Annotated in this window: 14 protein-coding genes; 5 read left to right on the top strand and 9 right to left on the bottom strand. The window is 71.8% G+C overall.

The features are described from left to right. Nucleotides 1-185 precede the first annotated feature (185 nt). From AC3A46_RS08335 to aqpZ, 3 genes are all read left to right on the top strand, one after another. The gene (locus tag AC3A46_RS08335; protein WP_487664732.1) at nucleotides 186-1,748 is read left to right on the top strand and encodes a 3-hydroxyacyl-CoA dehydrogenase; all 1,563 of its coding nucleotides are present in this window, start codon (nucleotides 186-188) and stop codon (nucleotides 1,746-1,748) included. Further along, complete coding sequence (locus AC3A46_RS08330) at nucleotides 1,745-2,809, top strand: DUF58 domain-containing protein (RefSeq protein ID WP_487664731.1); 1,065 nt, start codon at nucleotides 1,745-1,747, stop codon at nucleotides 2,807-2,809. Before AC3A46_RS08335 ends, AC3A46_RS08330 begins: the two co-directional genes overlap by 4 nt. 244 nt (nucleotides 2,810-3,053) lie before the next feature. Further along, nucleotides 3,054-3,851, top strand: coding sequence for an aquaporin Z (gene aqpZ, locus AC3A46_RS08325; protein ID WP_487664730.1), 798 nt, complete (start codon nucleotides 3,054-3,056; stop codon nucleotides 3,849-3,851). A gap of 78 nt (nucleotides 3,852-3,929) precedes the next feature. On the opposite strand, the gene katG is transcribed toward aqpZ, so the two are convergent. The 3 genes from katG to AC3A46_RS08310 all read right to left on the bottom strand — a co-directional run bounded on the left by katG (nucleotide 3,930) and on the right by AC3A46_RS08310 (nucleotide 7,819). Next, nucleotides 3,930-6,239, bottom strand: a complete 2,310-nt coding sequence (katG, locus tag AC3A46_RS08320; protein WP_487664729.1) for a catalase/peroxidase HPI — start codon at nucleotides 6,237-6,239, stop codon at nucleotides 3,930-3,932. A gap of 38 nt (nucleotides 6,240-6,277) precedes the next feature. Next, nucleotides 6,278-6,760 carry a Fur family transcriptional regulator gene (locus AC3A46_RS08315; RefSeq protein ID WP_487664728.1) on the bottom strand — a complete coding sequence of 161 codons (483 nt, stop codon included), beginning with the start codon at nucleotides 6,758-6,760 and terminating at the stop codon, nucleotides 6,278-6,280. A gap of 63 nt (nucleotides 6,761-6,823) precedes the next feature. Further along, nucleotides 6,824-7,819, bottom strand: a complete 996-nt coding sequence (locus AC3A46_RS08310; protein ID WP_487664727.1) for a stage II sporulation protein M — start codon at nucleotides 7,817-7,819, stop codon at nucleotides 6,824-6,826. Between the two features lie 16 nt (nucleotides 7,820-7,835). On the opposite strand from AC3A46_RS08310, the gene AC3A46_RS08305 reads away from it, so the two are divergent. Beyond that, the gene (locus AC3A46_RS08305) at nucleotides 7,836-8,681 is read left to right on the top strand and encodes an RDD family protein (protein WP_487664726.1); all 846 of its coding nucleotides are present in this window, start codon (nucleotides 7,836-7,838) and stop codon (nucleotides 8,679-8,681) included. 15 nt (nucleotides 8,682-8,696) lie between these two features. Here AC3A46_RS08305 and ahcY read toward each other — a convergent pair whose 3' ends face one another. Together ahcY and AC3A46_RS08295 are read right to left on the bottom strand one after the other, a co-directional pair. Continuing rightward, entirely contained in the window at nucleotides 8,697-10,196 is a 1,500-nt protein-coding gene (ahcY, locus tag AC3A46_RS08300; protein WP_487664725.1) for an adenosylhomocysteinase, read from the bottom strand. Between the two features lie 22 nt (nucleotides 10,197-10,218). Further along, the gene (locus AC3A46_RS08295; RefSeq protein ID WP_045301176.1) at nucleotides 10,219-10,425 is read right to left on the bottom strand and encodes a DUF3499 family protein; all 207 of its coding nucleotides are present in this window, start codon (nucleotides 10,423-10,425) and stop codon (nucleotides 10,219-10,221) included. Between the two features lie 194 nt (nucleotides 10,426-10,619). Between AC3A46_RS08295 and AC3A46_RS08290 the strand changes: the two genes are divergently transcribed. Further along, nucleotides 10,620-11,060, top strand: coding sequence for a metallopeptidase family protein (locus AC3A46_RS08290; protein ID WP_487664724.1), 441 nt, complete (start codon nucleotides 10,620-10,622; stop codon nucleotides 11,058-11,060). 22 nt (nucleotides 11,061-11,082) lie between these two features. Here the strand turns inward: AC3A46_RS08290 and AC3A46_RS08285 are convergent, their stop codons facing one another. From AC3A46_RS08285 to manA, 4 genes are all read right to left on the bottom strand, one after another. Next, the gene (locus AC3A46_RS08285; RefSeq protein ID WP_487664723.1) at nucleotides 11,083-12,489 is read right to left on the bottom strand and encodes a DUF5719 family protein; all 1,407 of its coding nucleotides are present in this window, start codon (nucleotides 12,487-12,489) and stop codon (nucleotides 11,083-11,085) included. Continuing rightward, entirely contained in the window at nucleotides 12,486-15,362 is a 2,877-nt protein-coding gene (locus AC3A46_RS08280) for a glycosyltransferase family 2 protein (protein WP_487664722.1), read from the bottom strand. Before AC3A46_RS08280 ends, AC3A46_RS08285 begins: the two co-directional genes overlap by 4 nt. A gap of 86 nt (nucleotides 15,363-15,448) precedes the next feature. Continuing rightward, on the bottom strand, nucleotides 15,449-15,775 hold the full coding sequence (locus AC3A46_RS08275) for a WhiB family transcriptional regulator (protein ID WP_084695695.1): 327 nt from the start codon (nucleotides 15,773-15,775) through the stop codon (nucleotides 15,449-15,451). A 198-nt stretch (nucleotides 15,776-15,973) separates the two neighbouring features. Beyond that, a complete protein-coding gene (manA, locus tag AC3A46_RS08270; RefSeq protein WP_487664721.1) occupies nucleotides 15,974-17,122 on the bottom strand; it encodes a mannose-6-phosphate isomerase, class I in 1,149 nt (382 codons plus the stop codon). Nucleotides 17,123-17,146: the final 24 nt, after the last annotated feature.

Here is a 17,146-nt window from a genome sequence, read left to right as displayed (position 1 = left end):
CCTGGTCCAGGGTGGGCCGGTGCTTGGCGGACAGCTGGGGGACGGTGAGCTCGGCGGCCATCAGGGACCAACTCCTCGTTGAGCCGGGCGAAGAAGAGCAGACTGGAGTTAGAGTAACCGAACGATCGGTCGGGACAAGAGGGCCCGGCGGACCTGTGGACAAGTGTGTGCGGGAGGATCAGGGCATGACAGCAATCGAGCGGTCCCGCACTGTGGCGGTCGTCGGCGCCGGCACCATGGGACAGGGCATCGCCCAGGTCGCCCTTCTCGCAGGTCACCGCGTGCTGATCTACGACATCAACGCCGCGCTCGCCGCCGACGGCGTCGGTTTCGTCCAGGACCGGGTCGAGCGGATGGCCGCCAAGGGCCGGCTGGACCGCGCCGAGGCCGAGGACGCGATCGGCCGGATCACCGCGGCCGGCGACCTCACGGACCTCGCCGAGGCCGCCCTCGTCATCGAGGCGGTGGTCGAGAACGTCACCGTGAAGCAGACGCTCTTCGCCGCCCTCGAAGAGGTGGTCGCGCCGGACGCGCTGCTGGCGACCAACACCTCCTCCCTCTCCGTCACCGAGCTCGGCGCCTCGCTCGCGCACCCCGGCCGCTTCCTCGGCCTGCACTTCTTCAACCCGGCCCCGCTGCTCCCGCTCGTCGAGGTGGTCAGCGGTTTCGCGACCGACCCGGCCGCCGCCGAGCTCGCGTACCGCACCGTCCTCGACTGGGGGAAGACGCCGGTCCGCTGCGCCGACACCCCCGGTTTCATCGTCAACCGGATCGCCCGCCCCTTCTACGCCGAGGCCTTCGCGGTGTACGAGGAGCAGGGCGCCGACCCGGCCACCATCGACGCCGTGCTCCGCGAGAGCGGCGGCTTCAAGATGGGCCCCTTCCAGCTGACCGACCTGATCGGCCAGGACGTCAACGAGGCCGTGACCCGCTCGGTGTGGGAGTCCTTCTTCCGCAGCCCGAAGTTCACCCCCTCGCTCGCCCAGCGCCGCCTCGTCCAGTCGGGCCGCCTCGGCCGCAAGAGCGGGTACGGCTGGTACCCGTACGGTCCGGACGCCGAGCCCGCGCAGCCGCACACCGCCGCGCCCGAGGAGGCCCCGGCGAAGGTCACCGTCGTCGGTGACCTCGGGCCCGCCGCCGACCTGGTGGACCTGCTGGAGGAGGCCGGGATCGCGGTCGTGGCCACCGAGCAGGGCGGCCCGTACATCCAGCTGCCCGGTGAGGGCCAGCTGGTCCTCGCGGACGGCAAGACCTCCGTGGAGTTCGCGGACGTCGTCTACTTCGACCTCGCGCTGGACTACCGGGGCGCCACCCGGATCGCGCTCTCCGCGAGCGCGGACACCAGTGGGCGGACCCTCGCCGAGGCGATCGGCCTCTTCCAGAAGCTGGGCAAGCAGGTCTCCGTGATCGGCGACGTCCCCGGCATGATCGTCGCGCGGACCGTCGCGATGCTGATCGACCTCACGGCCGATGCCGTCGCCCGGGGCGCGGCCTCCGCCGAGGACATCGACACGGCGATGCGGCTCGGCGTCAACTACCCGGTGGGGCCGGCCGAATGGCACGACCGGCTCGGCCGGGACTGGGCCTACGACCTGCTGCACAACCTCGACGAACGCGTCCCCGGCGGCCGCTACGCGCCCTCCCTCGCCCTGTTCAAACTGGGCTACGAGGACGGCGACGAGGACGGCGACGAGGCCGGCGACGAGGGCGACCAGGGCGACACGGGCGACACGGGGGAGAACGAATGACGACGGCCAAGCGGGACACCTACACCCCCGAGACCCTGCTGTCCGTGGCCGTCCAGGTCTTCAACGAGCGCGGCTACGACGGCACCTCCATGGAGCACCTGTCCAAGGCCGCGGGCATCTCGAAGTCCTCGATCTACCACCACGTCGCGGGCAAGGAGGAACTGCTGCGGCGCGCCGTCAGCCGCGCCCTCGACGGGCTCTTCGGGATCCTGGACGAGCCGGGCGCGGTGCGCGTGCTGCCGCCGTTCACCGCCCGACGTCATCTGCCGTCGCGGCTCGCCCGCCTGCGCGAGCTCGATGGCAACACCAGCGTGCAGGTGCGCGGTCAAGGCACGGAGTTCGACAGCCTGCGCGAGTACGTGCGCGGCGACGACGTGCGATCGATCGACTGGCGCGCGACGGCGCGGGCCAGCACGACCATGCTCCGCACCTGGCGCCCCGAGCGCGACCGGCACGTCGTGATCGTGATCGACACCGGACGCACGGCGGCCGCGCGCGTCGGCGACGGGGTGCGGATGGATGCCGCGATGGAGGCGGCCCTCCTCCTCTCGGCGCTGGCCACCCGGGCGGGCGACCACGTGCACCTGCTGATGTTCGACCGCACGATCCGCGCCCGCGTCACACGCGTGGACGGACCCGGGCTGCTGCCCGCGCTGGTGGACGCGATGGCGCCCGTCGAACCCCAGCTCATCGACACCGACTGGGATGCCGCGTTCGCCCAGGTGCGCGCGCTCACCTCCCGTCCGTCCCTCGTGGTGCTCCTGACCGCGCAGGACGCGGCCGAGGCGGCGCGCGGATTCCTCGGGTCGCTGCCCGCCCTCGCTCGCGGGGCGCACGTGCTGGTCGGCACCGTCACCGACGAAGAGGACGCGCTGCCGGAGCGTCCCGACGCCGCCGACGTGTACCGCGCCGCCGCCATCGAGCAGAGCGCCCACGACGCAGCCGTCGTGGCGTCCGCGATCGGCCGGGCCGGCGGCGAGGCGATCGCCGCGACACCCGAAGACCTGCCGCCGCGCATCGCCGACCGCTATCTCGCACTGAAGGCCGCCGGCCGTCTGTGAGGCCCGGGACTCGACGGACCAAGAGCCGCCCCTCCGGGTGTGGGGCCGCCACGCCGAGCGGACCAGCGGAGAGGGGACGGATGCCGGGGGCGACAGCATCCGACACCTCGAACGGGTGGCAACCAACGCCTGAACGGCGGGGGAAACTTGCGGAGATCAGGCGTTATACGCGGACACTCCGCGTGCGGTTCCTGGGAAACCGCTGAATCTGCCGCTAGCCTCGCGGCGAGGAAAGGAGTCCGCCATGTCGGATACCACCATCCCGCCCACCACGGTGAACAGGCTCGTCGCGGAGGCATTGGGAACGTTTCTGCTCGTCTTCGGCGGTGTCGGCGCGGCCCTGTTCGCGGCCAACTTCCCGGCCGCAGACGAGGGCAATCCGCTCGGCATCGCGTTCGTCGGCGTCTCACTCGCCTTCGGTCTGACGGTCGTCGCGGGCGCCTACGCGTGGGGGCCGATCTCTGGCGGCCACTTCAACCCCGCCATCACGCTCGGACTCGCCGCCGCCGGACGCTTCGAGTGGAAGAACACGATCGGCTACATCATCGCCCAGGTGATCGGCGGCGCCCTCGGCACGACGCTCATCGTGCTGATCGGCATCTTCGGCACTGACGACTGGCTGGCCAACGCCCAGGACGGCGGCTTCGCGTCCAACGGTTACGGCACGGGCGACTTCGGCTCGCCCGGCGGCTTCGAGCTCGGCGCCGCGATCATCGCAGAGGTCGTACTGACGGCGATCTTCGTGCTCATCATCCTCGGCGTCACCCACTCGACGCGCGGCACGGCGGCTCTCGCGCCGCTCGCCATCGGCTTGACCCTCACGCTCATCCACCTCATCTCGATCCCGATCGACAACACGTCGGTCAACCCCGCACGTTCGATCGCCGCGGCGATCTACGGCGGACCCGGCCCGCTGTCGCAGCTGTGGGTGTTCATCGTGTTCCCGATCGTCGGCGGCCTGCTGGCCGGCGTCCTGCACCGTGCGCTCTTCGAGCCCAAGGGCACGCTGCCCCCGGTCCAGGCGACCGCGCGCCTCAAGTAGGACGCGCTCGCCGTTACGCGAAAGAGCGGCCCGCCCCCTTCCGGGGACGGGCCGCTCTCTTGCGCGTGTGCGGCGAACTCAGACGAGGTCGAACCGGTCGAGCTCGGTGACCTTGCCCCAGGCCTTCACGAAGTCGCGCACGAACTTCTCGTTCGCGTCGTCGGAGGCGTACACCTCGGCGACGGCGCGCAGCTCCGAGTTGGAGGCGAACAGCAGATCGACGCGCGTGCCGACGCCTACCGGCGCGCCCGAGCCGTCCTTGACGCCCGCGAAGGCGTGCGCACCGGGGTCGAGCGGCTTCCAGGTGGTGCCGAGGTCGAGCAGGTTCACGAAGAAGTCGTTCGTGAGCACGCCCTTGCGGTCGGTGAACACGCCGTACTCCGAGTCGTCCCAGTTCGCACCGAGGACGCGCAGGCCGCCGACGAGGACCGTCAGCTCCGGCGCGCTCAGGGTGAGCAGGTTCGCGCGGTCGATGAGGTGGTGCTCCTCGGGCATGAACGCCTGCGGCCCGTAGTAGTTGCGGAATCCGTCGGTGGTCGGCTCGAGGAACGCGAACGACGTGACGTCGGTCTGCTCCTGCGTGGCGTCGGTGCGGCCCGGGTGGAAGACCACCTCGGCGTCGACACCGGCATCGGCGGCGGCCTTCTCGACCGCCGCGTTGCCCGCGAGCACGATGAGGTCGGCCAGCGACACCTTCTTGCCGTCTGCGCGGCCGTCGTTGAACGAGGCCTGGATCTGCTCGAGCTTCGCGAGCACCGTCGCGAGCTGGGCGGGCTTGTTGACCTCCCAGTCCTTCTGCGGGGCGAGGCGGATGCGGGCGCCGTTGACGCCGCCGCGCTTGTCGCTGCCGCGGAACGAGGATGCTGCCGCCCACGTGGTCTCGACGAGCTCCGACACGCTCAGCCCGCTGTCGAGGATCTGCGCCTTCAGCGCCGCGGCGTCCGCCGCGTCGATGAGCTCGTGGTCGACCGCGGGGACGCGATCCTGCCAGAGCAGCTCCTCGGCGGGGACCTCGGCGCCCAGGTAGCGCTCGATCGGGCCCATGTCGCGGTGGGTCAGCTTGAACCAGGCGCGCGCGAACGCGTCGGCGAAGGCCTCGGGGTCGTCCTTGAACTTCCGCGAGATCGCGTCGTACGCGGGGTCGGTGCGCAGGGCGAGGTCGCTCGTGAGCATGCGGGGCTCGCGACGGCCGTTCGAGTGCGCCAGGGGCACCATGTCGGCGCCGCCCCCGTTGATCGGGCGCCACTGGTGACCCCCGCCGGGGCTGCGCATGAGCTCCCACTCGTAGGCGTAGAGGATGTGGAAGAACTCGTTGTCCCAGCGCGTCGGGTGGTACGTCCACGTCACCTCGAGGCCCGACGTGATGGTGTCGTCGCCGTGGCCGGTGCCGTGGCCGTTCTTCCAGCCGAGGCCCTGCTCCTCGAGGCCGGCAGCCTCGGGGTTGTCGCCGACGTTGGTGTCGGGTGCGGCGCCGTGGGTCTTGCCGAAGGTGTGGCCACCGGCGATCAGGGCGACGGTCTCCTCGTCGTCCATCGCCATGCGGCCGAACGTCTCACGGATGTCGCGCGCGGACTTCAGCGGGTCGGGCTCACCGTTCGGGCCCTCCGGGTTCACGTAGATGAGACCCATCTGCACGGCCGCGAGCGGCCGCTCGAGGTCGCGGTCGCCGGAGTAGCGCTCGTCGGCGAGCCACGTGGTCTCGGGACCCCAGTACACGTCGGCGTCCGGCTCCCACACGTCGGCGCGGCCACCCGCGTAGCCGAAGGTCTGGAAGCCCATCGACTCGAGCGCCACGTTGCCGGCGAGGATCATGAGGTCGGCCCACGACAGCGACTGGCCGTACTTCTTCTTGACCGGCCAGAGCAGGCGGCGCGCCTTGTCGAGGTTGACGTTGTCGGGCCAGCTGTTCAGCGGCGCGAACCGCTGCTGGCCGGCGCCGCCACCGCCGCGGCCGTCGGTCACGCGGTACGTGCCGGCGCTGTGCCATGCCATGCGGATCATGAGCGGGCCGTAGTTGCCGAAGTCGGCGGGCCACCAGTCCTGCGACGTGGTGAGGGTCTCGGCGATGTCGGCCTTGACCGCGGCCAGATCGAGCGACTCGAAGGCAGCCTTGTAGTCGAAGTCCTCACCCAGCGGATTGGCGACCGCCGGGTTCTTGGCGAGGATCTTGAGGTTCAGCTGGTTCGGCCACCAGACGCTGTTGGCGTTGCCGGTGGTCGGATGCGGCTGACCGCCGTGGATGACGGGGCAGCCCTCGGTCTCGTTCGGGCGGGGGCGGGTCTCGCCGTCCTCGCGCTCGTCGACCGGGGTGTCGATCGGGGTGACCGCCTGATCGGCGTCGGTCGGGTTCTCACCGATCTCCGGGATCGTGTCGTTGGTGTCGGTCATGGCTTCCTTCCAATCGGATGGGCTGGGAATCGGACAGATCAGGATGCTGCGGCCTCGGCCCGCGCGCCCGCCCCGGCGTCGGCGGTCGCGCACGCGGGGCAGATGCCCCAGAAGGTCACCTCGGCCACCTGCACGGCGTAGCCGTGCGCGTCGGCGGGCGTCAGGCACGGCGCCGCGCCGACGACGCAGTCGACGTCTGCGACGGCGCCGCACTGCGAGCAGATGAGGTGGTGGTGGTTGTCGTCGACGCGCAGCTCGAACAGGCCGGGACGACCCGCCGGCTCGATGCGGCGCGCGAGGCCGGCGTCGACGAAGTCGCCGAGGGCGTTGTACACCGACTGCAGGCTCGTCGCGGGGAGCGTCCGGGCGACGACGGCGAACAGCTCGTCGGCGCTCGCGTGAGGGCGCTCGATCAGCGCATCGACGACGGCGCGCCGCGAATCGGTGACCCGCAGTCCTGCGGCACGCAGCCGCGCCGCCGTGTCGACGGCGCGCGCGTCGACGTCGGGGTGCGGGGTCATGCCCCGAGCCTAGCGTTGTTTTGAGTGACTCAAAACAGTGATATGCGGCATCCGTCCTGGGAATCAGCCCGCGACGAGCGTCGGGGTGCCCGCCTCGTACTCGGTGAGGTCGCCGGTCTCCCCCAGCCGGTGCGCACGCCGGCCGACCACGAGCATGTAGACGAGGAAGAGGGCGAGCGCGGCCGCACCGATGCCGATCTTGACCGGCCAGGGCCAGGGCTGCGCCGTCACGAATCCCTCGATGAGGCCCGACACGCCCAGCGCGATGACGAGGCCGATCGCGATGGTCGCGAGGGAACGACCCGCCGCGGCGAGCGCTTCGCCGCGCGAGCGCGGCCCGGGGGCGACCCAGGCCCAGAAGATCTGCAGCCCCGCCGCGCCGGCCACGAAGATGCACGTGAGCTCGAGCAGGCCGTGCGGGAGGATGTAGAGCACGAACACGTCGCCACGGTCGAACGCCGCCATGATCGCCGCTGCGGTGCCTACGCCCACCGCGTTCTGCACGAGCACCATGATCGGCCAGATGCCGGTGATGCCGAACAGCACGCACTGCGCAGCGATCCACGCGTTGTTGGTCCACACCGTGCCGGCGAACACCGCCGCGGGGTTCTCGCTGTAGTAGTCCGTGAACTGGTTCTCGGCGTACTGCTCGAGCTGCGCCTGACTTCCGAGGCTCGCGATCAGCGCAGGATCACGGGAGACCCACAGCGCGACGACGACCATCACGATGACGAAGCCGACCGCGATCGCGAGCGTGGTCCCGCGCACGCGGTACAGCGCGGCCGGCAGCTGCAGCGCGAAGAAGCGCGGGATCTGGCGCATGACATTCTCGGGCGCGCCGGTCAGTCGAAGCCGTGCGCGGCCCAGCATGGTCGAGATGTGATCGCCCTGGATGCTGCGGCCCGCCGATGTCTTCGCATCGGCGAGGTCGGCGGAGGCCGCGCGATACCGGGTGACCAGCTCGTCCACCTCGGCGCCCGAGAGCCGACGGGCACGGCTGAGCTCGTCGAGACGCGCCCACTCCTCGCGCCGAGCCGCCGTCAGCGCGTCGAGGTCCATGCGCTTTACTGTAGCCATGCCCGCCGAGCAGCCCGCCATCGTCGACATCCACCAGGACGAGGTGGTCACCGGCGAGGCCGTCGCGCTCGACGTGCAGCCGCTCGGCTTCTTCCTGCGTGCACTCGGGGTGATCATCGACATGGTCCTCGGCGTCGTGGTGTTCCTGCTGCTGGTGTGGGGCATCACCTGGCTCGCGGGGATCGGCGCCGTCGACGAGGCGGTGATGCCGATCCTCACGATCGTGCTGCTCGTGCTCGTCCTGGTGGTGATCCCTACCGTCGTCGAGACCACCAGCCATGGGCGCAGCCTCGGCAAGCTCGCCGTCGGCGGCCGCATCGTGCGGGCCGACGGCGGCGCCTCGGGCTTCCGTCACGCCTTCATCCGCGCCCTCGTGGGCGTGTTCGAGCTGTGGTTCACGGTGGGCGCCGTCGCCGCGCTCGTGGGCGCCTTCACCCCTCGCTCGCAGCGCCTCGGCGACCTGCTGGCCGGAACATACTCCGAGCGCACGCGCACGCCGCGCCTGCCCGACCCGCAGCTCGGGATCCCGCCGCAGCTCGCCGAATGGGCCGCTGTCGCGGACGTCGCGCGACTCCCCGAGCGCCTCTCTCGCCGCCTGGCTCAGTTCGCCCGATCGGCGGCGAGCATGGAGCCGTCGGCACGCGCGCGGGTGGCAGCATCCCTCGCCCGAGAAGCCGCCGAGCACGTCTCACCGGTGCCGTCCGTCGACCCCGAGACGTTCCTCATCGGGGTCGTCGCCGTCCGCCGGGAGCGCGAGCTGCGGGCGCTGCGGCTCGAGACCGCACGCGCGGACGCCCTCGCGGGGCCGGTGTCGGCGCCGCCGCGCGGATTCCCCGAGCGCTGAGGACGGGGTCCGGGCTCAGTACCGGTAGTGCTCGAGCTTGTAGGGCCCCTCGACCGGCACGCCGATGTACGACGCCTGCTCGGGGGTGAGCTCGGTGAGCTGCACGCCGAGCGCATCGAGGTGGAGGCGCGCGACCTTCTCGTCGAGGTGCTTGGGGAGCACGTAGACCGCGGTCGGGTACTCGTCGCGCTTGGTGAACAGCTCGAGCTGGGCGAGAACCTGGTTCGTGAACGACGCGCTCATGACGAACGACGGGTGGCCCGTCGCGTTGCCCAGGTTCAGCAGACGGCCCTCGCTCAGGACCAGCACGCTGCGCCCGTTCGGAAGACGCCACTCGTGCACCTGGGGCTTGATCTCGATCTTCTCGACCCCGGCGAGGGACTCGAGGCCCGCCATGTCGATCTCGTTGTCGAAGTGGCCGACGTTGCCGACGATCGCGAGGTGCTTCAGCGTGACGAGGTCGTCGACGGTCACGACGTCCTTGTTGCCGGTGCCGGTGATGAGGATGTCGACCTGGTCGGCGACATCGGCGAGCCGCGCGACCTGGTAGCCGTCCATCGCGGCCTGCAGCGCGCAGATCGGGTCGACCTCGCTGACGATGACGCGCGCACCCTGCCCGCGCAGGGCCTCCGCGGCACCCTTGCCCACGTCGCCATAGCCGCACACGAACGCGACCTTGCCGCCCATCAGCACGTCGGTGGCGCGGTTGATGCCATCGGGGAGCGAGTGGCGGATGCCGTACTTGTTGTCGAACTTCGACTTCGTCACCGAGTCGTTCACGTTGATCGCGGGGAACAGCAGATCACCGGATGCTGCGAGCTCGTAGAGACGGTGAACGCCCGTGGTCGTCTCCTCCGTGACACCGAGAAGACCCTCTGCCATGCGCGTGAAGCGCTGCGGATCGCGCGCGAGGCTGGCACGCAGGGTCTCGAGGACGATGCGGTACTCGGCGGAGTCGTCGGCCGCAGCATCCGGAACCGAACCCTCCTTCTCGAACTCGACGCCCTTGTGGACGAGGAGGGTCGCATCGCCGCCGTCGTCGAGGATCATGTTGGGGCCGTCGAAGCCCTCGGCGGTCCAGTCGAAGATGCGATCGGCGAGGCGCCAGTACTCCTCGAGCGTCTCGCCCTTCCACGCGAACACCGGGACGCCGGCAGGGGCGTCGACCGTGCCCGTCGGGCCGACCACGACGGCCGCGGCCGCCTCGTCCTGCGTGGAGAAGATGTTGCAGCTCGCCCAGCGCACCTGCGCGCCCAGGGCCACCAGAGTCTCGATGAGCACCGCGGTCTGCACCGTCATGTGCAGCGACCCGGCGATGCGTGCGCCCTTCAGCGGCTGCGACGCGCCGAACTCCTCGCGCAGCGCCATGAGCCCCGGCATCTCGTTCTCGGCGAGGCGCAGCTGATGGCGCCCCGCGTCCGCGAGCGAGAGGTCGGCGACCTCGTACTCGAAGCCCTCGCGGGACGGGGTGACCTCGGTGGCGGCAGGCGTGGCGACGGGCGTGTGGGTCGGCATCCGCCCATTCTCCCACGCCGGCTCAGGCGCGGAGAGTCTCGTGCCTGACGACGACCCAGCCCTTGGGTACGGAGAGGCGGTCGGTGTGGATCGCGCAGAGGTCGTGGGCGTGCGGATCGCCGGCGGCGCCGAGCGGGCCGAGAGCCGCCATCTGGTCGCCGTAGTCGTAGGTGAGCGTGGACACCGCCTCACGGGCGCATCCGACCTTGGAGCAGACTCTCTCGCGCATCGGGTAGACGCTATCGCGCACCGCCGACAGGGGAACGGATGCCGCGCCGCAACGTCTGGCGAAGCTCCCGCCCGCCGCGACCGCATCCTCATTCGAGGGCGGTTGCCGAGATGAGGACCGATCCCCGGCGCGCCGCCCCGCGTTCCGGCAACGCTCCTCAGCTGAGGGCGCGGCCCGAGACCTAGGATGGGGGCATGGCGTGGCGTCGGAGCAAGACCAGCGAACGTGCGCCGCGGCGCGCGTCCCGTCACGGACGCCACGGACGCGAAGGGCGCAGCTCCGTCGTGCGCCCGCCGCTGCCCCCGCTCGACACCCGCGTCGACCGGTTCGACCTGTCGGTCGGCACCGCGGCCGAATTCCTGCGGTCGGCCTGGCCGGAGCTGCGCGACGTCCGCTTCGAGGTCGCCGACATGCCCGCCGCGACCGACGACGACGGGATCCCCCGGTGGACGGTGATGCCCGACGCGGGCCGCATCATCCTCTATCGCCTGCCGATCGAGCGCCTCAGCCACATTCATCGCGACGACGATCTGCACCGGCGCATGCTCGTGGAGGGCGCCGTGTTCCGTGCGGCGGCGGAGTATCTCGATCGCGACCCGTGGGACCTCGGCCCGGAGCGCTTCAGGTACTTCTGACTCCGCGGGGTCGGGCTCCGGGTCAGGGGTAGACGACGATCTCCGGGGTCGCGACGTCCGCCGGCCACACCGGCACACCGGCGAGCGCGCCATCGCCCGCGAACGACAGTCCTGCGCGCACCGGCGCCGCAGGATCGAACAGGTACAGCGTCCGGGTCGCCAGACGCACCGCGACCGACCCGTTCGCCGGAACGGTCAGGCTGATGGCCGAGCCACCGTCCGTCGGGGTCACTTCCACCGTCACGGGTTCGCCGGAGGGGTTCACCACCGTGAGCGAGGGTGTCGGGCCGCCGGGCGTCGCGAACAGCGACGGCACCGTCACCTCCGGCGCCGGCGTGTACCAGGCGAAGTCGTCGCCCGCCGCGATGCCCGTCGCCTGCCACACGGCTGCGACCACGGGGGCGTCCGCCTCGACCGTGACCGTGTAGGCACCCGGGGCCAGTCCGTTCAGGGCGAGCTCGAGCGGCTTGCCGGCCTCCAGGGACAGCTCCTGGGGCTCCCCGACCGTCTCGGTGCGGCCGGCGGAGTTGACCGACACGCGCGCCGTCGCGGGAAGGTTGGGCGACAGCATCCGCAGCACCGTCGTCTCGTTCGTCGCGCCGTCCGCGCCGGTCGGACGCGTGACCGTGATCCCGGTGATCACCTGCGTGGTCTCGGTGTGGGCGATCGGCCCCACCTGATCGACCCCGCCGGGAGTGAGGGTGCGGGTGATGCTCGTCTGCAGCGACGCGTGGATCGGCGCACCGATCGCCGACACGCGGACGACCGGCGTCTCCTCACCGAGCGCGAGGCCGGCCAGCGGCACCACGCGCTGCGTTCCCGGCGCGATCACGAGGTCGGCGCCGCCGGGCGGCGTCTCCGCTCCGTCCACCCCGTACACCGTCAGCTGCACGGTGGCGGGGACCGCGCCCGGGTTGGCGAGCAGCACCAGATCCGCGGCGCCGGTGGCGCCCGATCCGCCGACCAGCCACGAGTCGAGGAGCGGCGGGCGACAGGCGGAGACCGCGAAGCCCGAGAGGTCGTCGGCGTTGGCCGTCGCCGCACCGGTCGCGGCGATGTCGACCGCCTGGCCGCCTCGCGGCTCCGCCGTGTACGCGAGCGGGCCGGGTCCGACCCCGATCGTCTGCAGCTGCTGCTCCGCGGCTCCCTCGCCGTCGGCGGCGCCTCCGATGACGGACTGGGGCGCGGCGAGGGTCACCGTGGACGCCGCGGTGGGGTTGCGTCCGATCGACAGCAGCCCGCCGTCGCAGACGATGACCGATGCGGCCGGCGCAGGCGTCGCGGGAATGCTGAGAGGCTCGCGCACGACCGTCGGCCACGGCACCGAGATCGCGGTCACCACCGCGACCACGGCTATGACCGATACGGCCGTGGCGATCAGCAGGCGAGCGCTCGTCGTCGCCCACCGGAACACGCGTCGGTCGCTCATCGGCCCTCCTGCCAGTGGGGACCCACGACGCGCGGGGTGCGCCGGGCCTCCCGGATCGAGGCGGCGGTGGGCACGGCCAGCAGCAGGGCGATGCCGAAGATCGCGAGCTGCCCGAACGCGATCCAGCGGCCCAGAACCGTCACGGATGCCCCCTCCTCCGGTCGCGGCGAGATCTCGTCGACGACGCGCCAGAGCTCCCCCTTGGCGGTATCCCCCACCACGACGAGGGTGTCGCGCTGGCCGAGCGCGGTCATCGCCGACAGCCGCGTCGTGCGGGCAGCATCCGTCTCCGGTTGCGTACTGGGTGCGAGCAGGATGAAGCCGACTCCCCGGGCCGCGAGCTGTCCGACGACGTCCTCCGAGGAAGGGGTGACGAGATCGGCGGCGAGCTTCGCGAGCTCGTCGTCCTGCGGGGTCGGCTCGGTGCGCGTGGACAGCAGCGTCGTCTGCCCGCCGATGGTCTCGCTCGCGCCCCAGACCACCTGGGCGGCGACCCCGGCGTCCGCCTGGGGGGTGAGCACGATCGTCCCGACGTCGGGATCCTCGCGCCCTTCCGCCGCGACGAACGCGGGAAGCGTGCTCGCCGGACCGTCGGCGATGGTGGCAACACCTCGCGTGAATGCGGTGAGAGAAGGAACCGCGAGCGCCACCGCGGCCACGACGACGAGCGCCGCCGCCACGCCCCGCACCAGCGCGACGCGAGGTGCCAGCCCGGCGTCGAGCGCCACGAGCGCACCGCCGAGGCCGCCGAGCCATGCGAGGCTCAGCCCGGCGCCTGGCCAGAGCGGCACGGTGATCGACTGCGCGAACGCGACCGAGATCCCTACGGCGGCGAACGCCGTGCCCAGGCCGAGCGCGGTGACGACGAGCAGCACGATCCCGGCCGCCCAGCGCTGCGTGAGGGGTGCGGCGAGGGCGAGCAGCGCGAGCGGCACAGTGAGCAGCGGCACCCACCACGTGGGCCCGTCAGGCAGGATCGTCGCCCACCCGGCGAGGTCAGGGGTCGGGATGCCGGCTGCCAGCAGCGCCCGCCCGGCGGCGTCCGCTGCCACCTGCGGACCCGCCCACGGCACACCGGGGTCGGCGACGAGGCTCCACGCCTGGCCGTTCGCGAGCGCGTTCCAGACGATGGGAAGCGCCAGCGCGGCGGAGGGGATGAGCGTCCAGATCAGACGTGCGACACCACGACCCGCGCGCAGGATGACGGCGGCGAGCACCGCGCCCACCCACACCACCAGCATCGCCGGTGCGAGCGAAGGAGCGGTGGCGACGACCGCCGCCAGCAGGATGGACGCCGCACCGGCGCCGGCCCACGAGCGGTGCGCGACCGCGCCCGCATAGAACAGCCACGGCAGCAGGAGGTGGAGGATCACGCCGGTCGGGCGCCCCTGCGTCAGGGCGACCAGCAGCGTGGGCGACAGCGCCCAGACGGCTCCACCGAGAAGTCGGAGGCTCGCCCTTTCGGTCACCCGCGTCGCGGCGAACCATCCGCCGAGCGCGGCGAGGGGCAGCGCCAGCACCCAGAGCAGCACCAGCGCGCGGGACGGCGCCCAGGCCCAGAGCGAGCCGAGCACGGCGACCACGGCGGCGAACGGATCGGCAGGACCGATCGTGTCGATGCCGAGAGCCCGCTGGCCGTACATCGCGTCGTCCCACAGCTGCCCCACCGTGGTCGCCAGCGGCTGGAGCGCTCCCCCACCGAGGACCGGCCACGCCAGCAGCGCCGGAAACGCCGCGACCGAGACGGCGAGCGCTGCGAGCACGAGCCACGCCGCGCCGCCCGCGAAGAACCTCAGATCGCTGCGGCGGTGACCACCGAGCACGACCTCGGGGTCATCGTCGAGTCGTTCACGCAGCTCGCTCCGCGTCGTGCGCAGGGGCGCCACCTGCGCCCACGACGTGGTGCGCGCCTGCGCGAGGTGATGGCGCGCGCGCCAGACGGGCACCAGGCGAACGAGGGCGACGGCCGCCGCCGCCCACTCCGCGGCGATGCGTCCGGGCTGTTTGCGAGCCAGATCCACGATGGAGCGCCACAGCGCGAGCGGAAGGATGGTGAGCCAGTGAAGCGGTGCGACGATCGCCGGCGCATACACGAGCCGGCGGTGCAGCTGCGCGACGCGCTGGGCATACACGGCACGGCGCTGCCGCTGAGGGGTGAGGGGCGTCGGCAGGCCCGCGACGCCATCGCCCGCCGTGGCGACGAGTGCACTCGGCACGAGCGAGACGCGCCCGCCCGCCAGGCGGGCCCGCACACCGAGGTCCAACCCCTCGTCGGCGCCGGAGAGTCCCCGATCGAGGCCGCCCAGCCGCTTCCAGGCGTCGGCGCGGACCAGGATGCCGCGGACGTCGGCGCCGAGCACGTCCTCGCGCGCGTCGTGCTGACCCTGGTCGAGCTCGTCGTCGGCGAGCCCGACCGTGCGGCCGAACCGCGTCATCCCGACCCCGAGCGAGACGATCTCCGTGCGGCCGTCCCAGCGCACCAGCTTGGGCGCGACGAAGGCGACCGACGGCGACAGCTCGAGCGCGCCGGCGAGGCGGGCGAGCGCGTCGGGCTCCGGCGCGGTGTCCTGCGCGAGGAGCCACACGGCGTCGCCGTCGAGACGCGGTGCGACCAGGGCGGTGGCCGCGGCGTAGCCGGTCGACGCGCCGGCCCGGAAGACGAACTCGGCGCCCGCGGCATCCGCGATCTCGAAGAGATGGTCGTCGCCCCCGCACACCACGATGGTGAGGATGTCGACAGGACGCGTCTGCTCGCGAAGCGCCGCCAGGGTGCGCTTCAGATGGAATGCCGCCGGGGTACGACCATCCGGACGAACCACCAGGATGGCGTGGACGCGGTTCGAGGTGACGGTGTTCGACGTGGCGGTGGGCATGTCCTGGTCAGCCTAGGTCGCGCTCGAAGCTCACGCCGGGCGCACGCGCCGGGTCGGCCGGATCGACCGGCCGCCCGGCGTGCGCGTCAGCCCGCTCGACGCTTCAGCTTGCGACGCTCGCGCTCGCTGAGACCGCCCCAGATGCCGAACCGCTCGTCGTTCTGCAGCGCATAATCGAGGCATTCGCCTCGCACGTCGCACGACGTGCAGATGCGCTTCGCATCACGCGTGGAGCCGCCCTTCTCGGGGAAGAACGCCTCCGGATCGGTCTGGGCACAGAGTGCGTCGGTCTGCCAGGCGAGCGGATTGTCTTCTTCCGCATCGATGTTGCGGCGTACCCCCGGAACCCCCAGTTGAACCGGATCGACGAACCAGTCGTCGGGAACGCCGGAACGGAATTGCGAAACCGTCATGTCGTTCTCACCCCCCGTGATCCTGCTCCACGCTGGTGCGTGTTGTACGGCTAATTACACCCGTGTAGTTCGACGAGGTCAAGTCGCAGATAGTAAATGCTCAACCGTCTCTTGAAGCTTCACGACGCGCCGACGGCGTGTCGCTCTGTCATAACGGTCCGATGAGAACGCGATGAGGCGGCGGAGAGGCTCAGCGCGTCAGCGTCCGGGAAGGGCGATGAAGAGCTCGCCCCCACCCCGCACGCGCAGGCCGCCCTCGTTCGGAGTGACGAGCACGGCCGCGCCCGGCGAGAGCGTGGTGGCCTCCTCGCTGGCCAGTCCCACCACCGCCGGCGCACCCGTGGTCGCGACCGCGATCGCCGGACCCTCGAGCGCCACCTCGACGCCCTCGGCGCTCGGCGAGACCGCGAGCAGCGCGAAGTCGGCGACCGGGACGTCGTACCGGCGCACGCCCGCCGCGACCTCGCGCGGCCGGATCACGGGGGGCAGCCCCGGCGTCGGATCGAGCACGCTGACGAGCTCTGCCGCATCGACGTGCTTGGGGGTGAGGCCGCCACGCAGGACGTTGTCGCTCGCCGCCATCAGCTCGACGCCGAGGCCTTCGAGATAGGCGTGCAGCACGCCCGCAGGAACGAAGAGCCCCTCGCCGCGCTGCAGGGTCACGAGGTTCATGAGGAGCGCGACGACGATTCCGGGGTCGCCGGGGAACGCCGCGTCCAGTGTGCGTGCGAGTGCGAGCTCGGCGGCGAACTCGTCGGACTCGGCGGTGACCGCCGCGGCGATCACGTCGCGTGCGGCGTCGGCGCCGTCGGACAGCAGCCAGCCGATGACGGTCGCGAGCGAGGCATCCGGCGCATCCAGACGCTCGGCGAGCGGCGCGGCACCCGGCCCCAGCTCTGCGACGAGGCGTCGTGTCGCCGCCAGGTCGCGAAGACCCGCGAGCGCGCGGAACTGGTCGCTCAGCGCGACGATGAGCTCGGGCTTGTGGTTCGCGTCGCGATAGGTGCGATCGCCGGCGTCGCGCGGGATGCCCGCGGCCTCCTCGCGCGCGAAGCCCTCCTCGGCCTGAGCCTTCGAGGGGTGAGCCTGGATGGAGAGAGCGGATGCTGCGGCCAGCAGCTTGAGCAGGTACGGCAGCGGTCCGCCGACACCCGATGCGGCGCCCTCGTTCGCGATCCACTGGTCGAGCGTGCGGCCGTCGGCGGTCTCGGACGGATCGCCGGGGTGGTCGCCGAACCACACCTCCGCCTCGGGGCGACCGGACGCCTCGCGCCCCTCGAGATCGGCGAGCAGGGAGGTCGAGCCCCAGGCGTAATCACGGGGGTCGTTCGCGAGCGGGATCAGCACCCGAACAGCCTAGCCAGACAGGGG

It is taken from the genome of Microbacterium sp. Soil_C_42, assembly GCF_057656735.1.
This window is presented reverse-complemented; position numbering and strand designations above follow the sequence as displayed.

What these genes read in the sequence shown, in the direction of transcription:
- AC3A46_RS08335 (WP_487664732.1), top strand. Translation starts at nt 186, where the DNA reads ATGACAGCAATCGAGCGGTCCCGCACTGTGGCGGTCGTCGGCGCCGGC.
- AC3A46_RS08330 (WP_487664731.1), top strand. Translation starts at nt 1,745, where the DNA reads ATGACGACGGCCAAGCGGGACACCTACACCCCCGAGACCCTGCTGTCC.
- aqpZ (WP_487664730.1), top strand. Translation starts at nt 3,054, where the DNA reads ATGTCGGATACCACCATCCCGCCCACCACGGTGAACAGGCTCGTCGCG.
- katG (WP_487664729.1), bottom strand. Translation starts at nt 6,239, where the DNA reads ATGACCGACACCAACGACACGATCCCGGAGATCGGTGAGAACCCGACC.
- AC3A46_RS08315 (WP_487664728.1), bottom strand. Translation starts at nt 6,760, where the DNA reads ATGACCCCGCACCCCGACGTCGACGCGCGCGCCGTCGACACGGCGGCG.
- AC3A46_RS08310 (WP_487664727.1), bottom strand. Translation starts at nt 7,819, where the DNA reads ATGGACCTCGACGCGCTGACGGCGGCTCGGCGCGAGGAGTGGGCGCGT.
- AC3A46_RS08305 (WP_487664726.1), top strand. Translation starts at nt 7,836, where the DNA reads ATGCCCGCCGAGCAGCCCGCCATCGTCGACATCCACCAGGACGAGGTG.
- ahcY (WP_487664725.1), bottom strand. Translation starts at nt 10,196, where the DNA reads ATGCCGACCCACACGCCCGTCGCCACGCCTGCCGCCACCGAGGTCACC.
- AC3A46_RS08295 (WP_045301176.1), bottom strand. Translation starts at nt 10,425, where the DNA reads ATGCGCGAGAGAGTCTGCTCCAAGGTCGGATGCGCCCGTGAGGCGGTG.
- AC3A46_RS08290 (WP_487664724.1), top strand. Translation starts at nt 10,620, where the DNA reads ATGGCGTGGCGTCGGAGCAAGACCAGCGAACGTGCGCCGCGGCGCGCG.
- AC3A46_RS08285 (WP_487664723.1), bottom strand. Translation starts at nt 12,489, where the DNA reads ATGAGCGACCGACGCGTGTTCCGGTGGGCGACGACGAGCGCTCGCCTG.
- AC3A46_RS08280 (WP_487664722.1), bottom strand. Translation starts at nt 15,362, where the DNA reads ATGCCCACCGCCACGTCGAACACCGTCACCTCGAACCGCGTCCACGCC.
- AC3A46_RS08275 (WP_084695695.1), bottom strand. Translation starts at nt 15,775, where the DNA reads ATGACGGTTTCGCAATTCCGTTCCGGCGTTCCCGACGACTGGTTCGTC.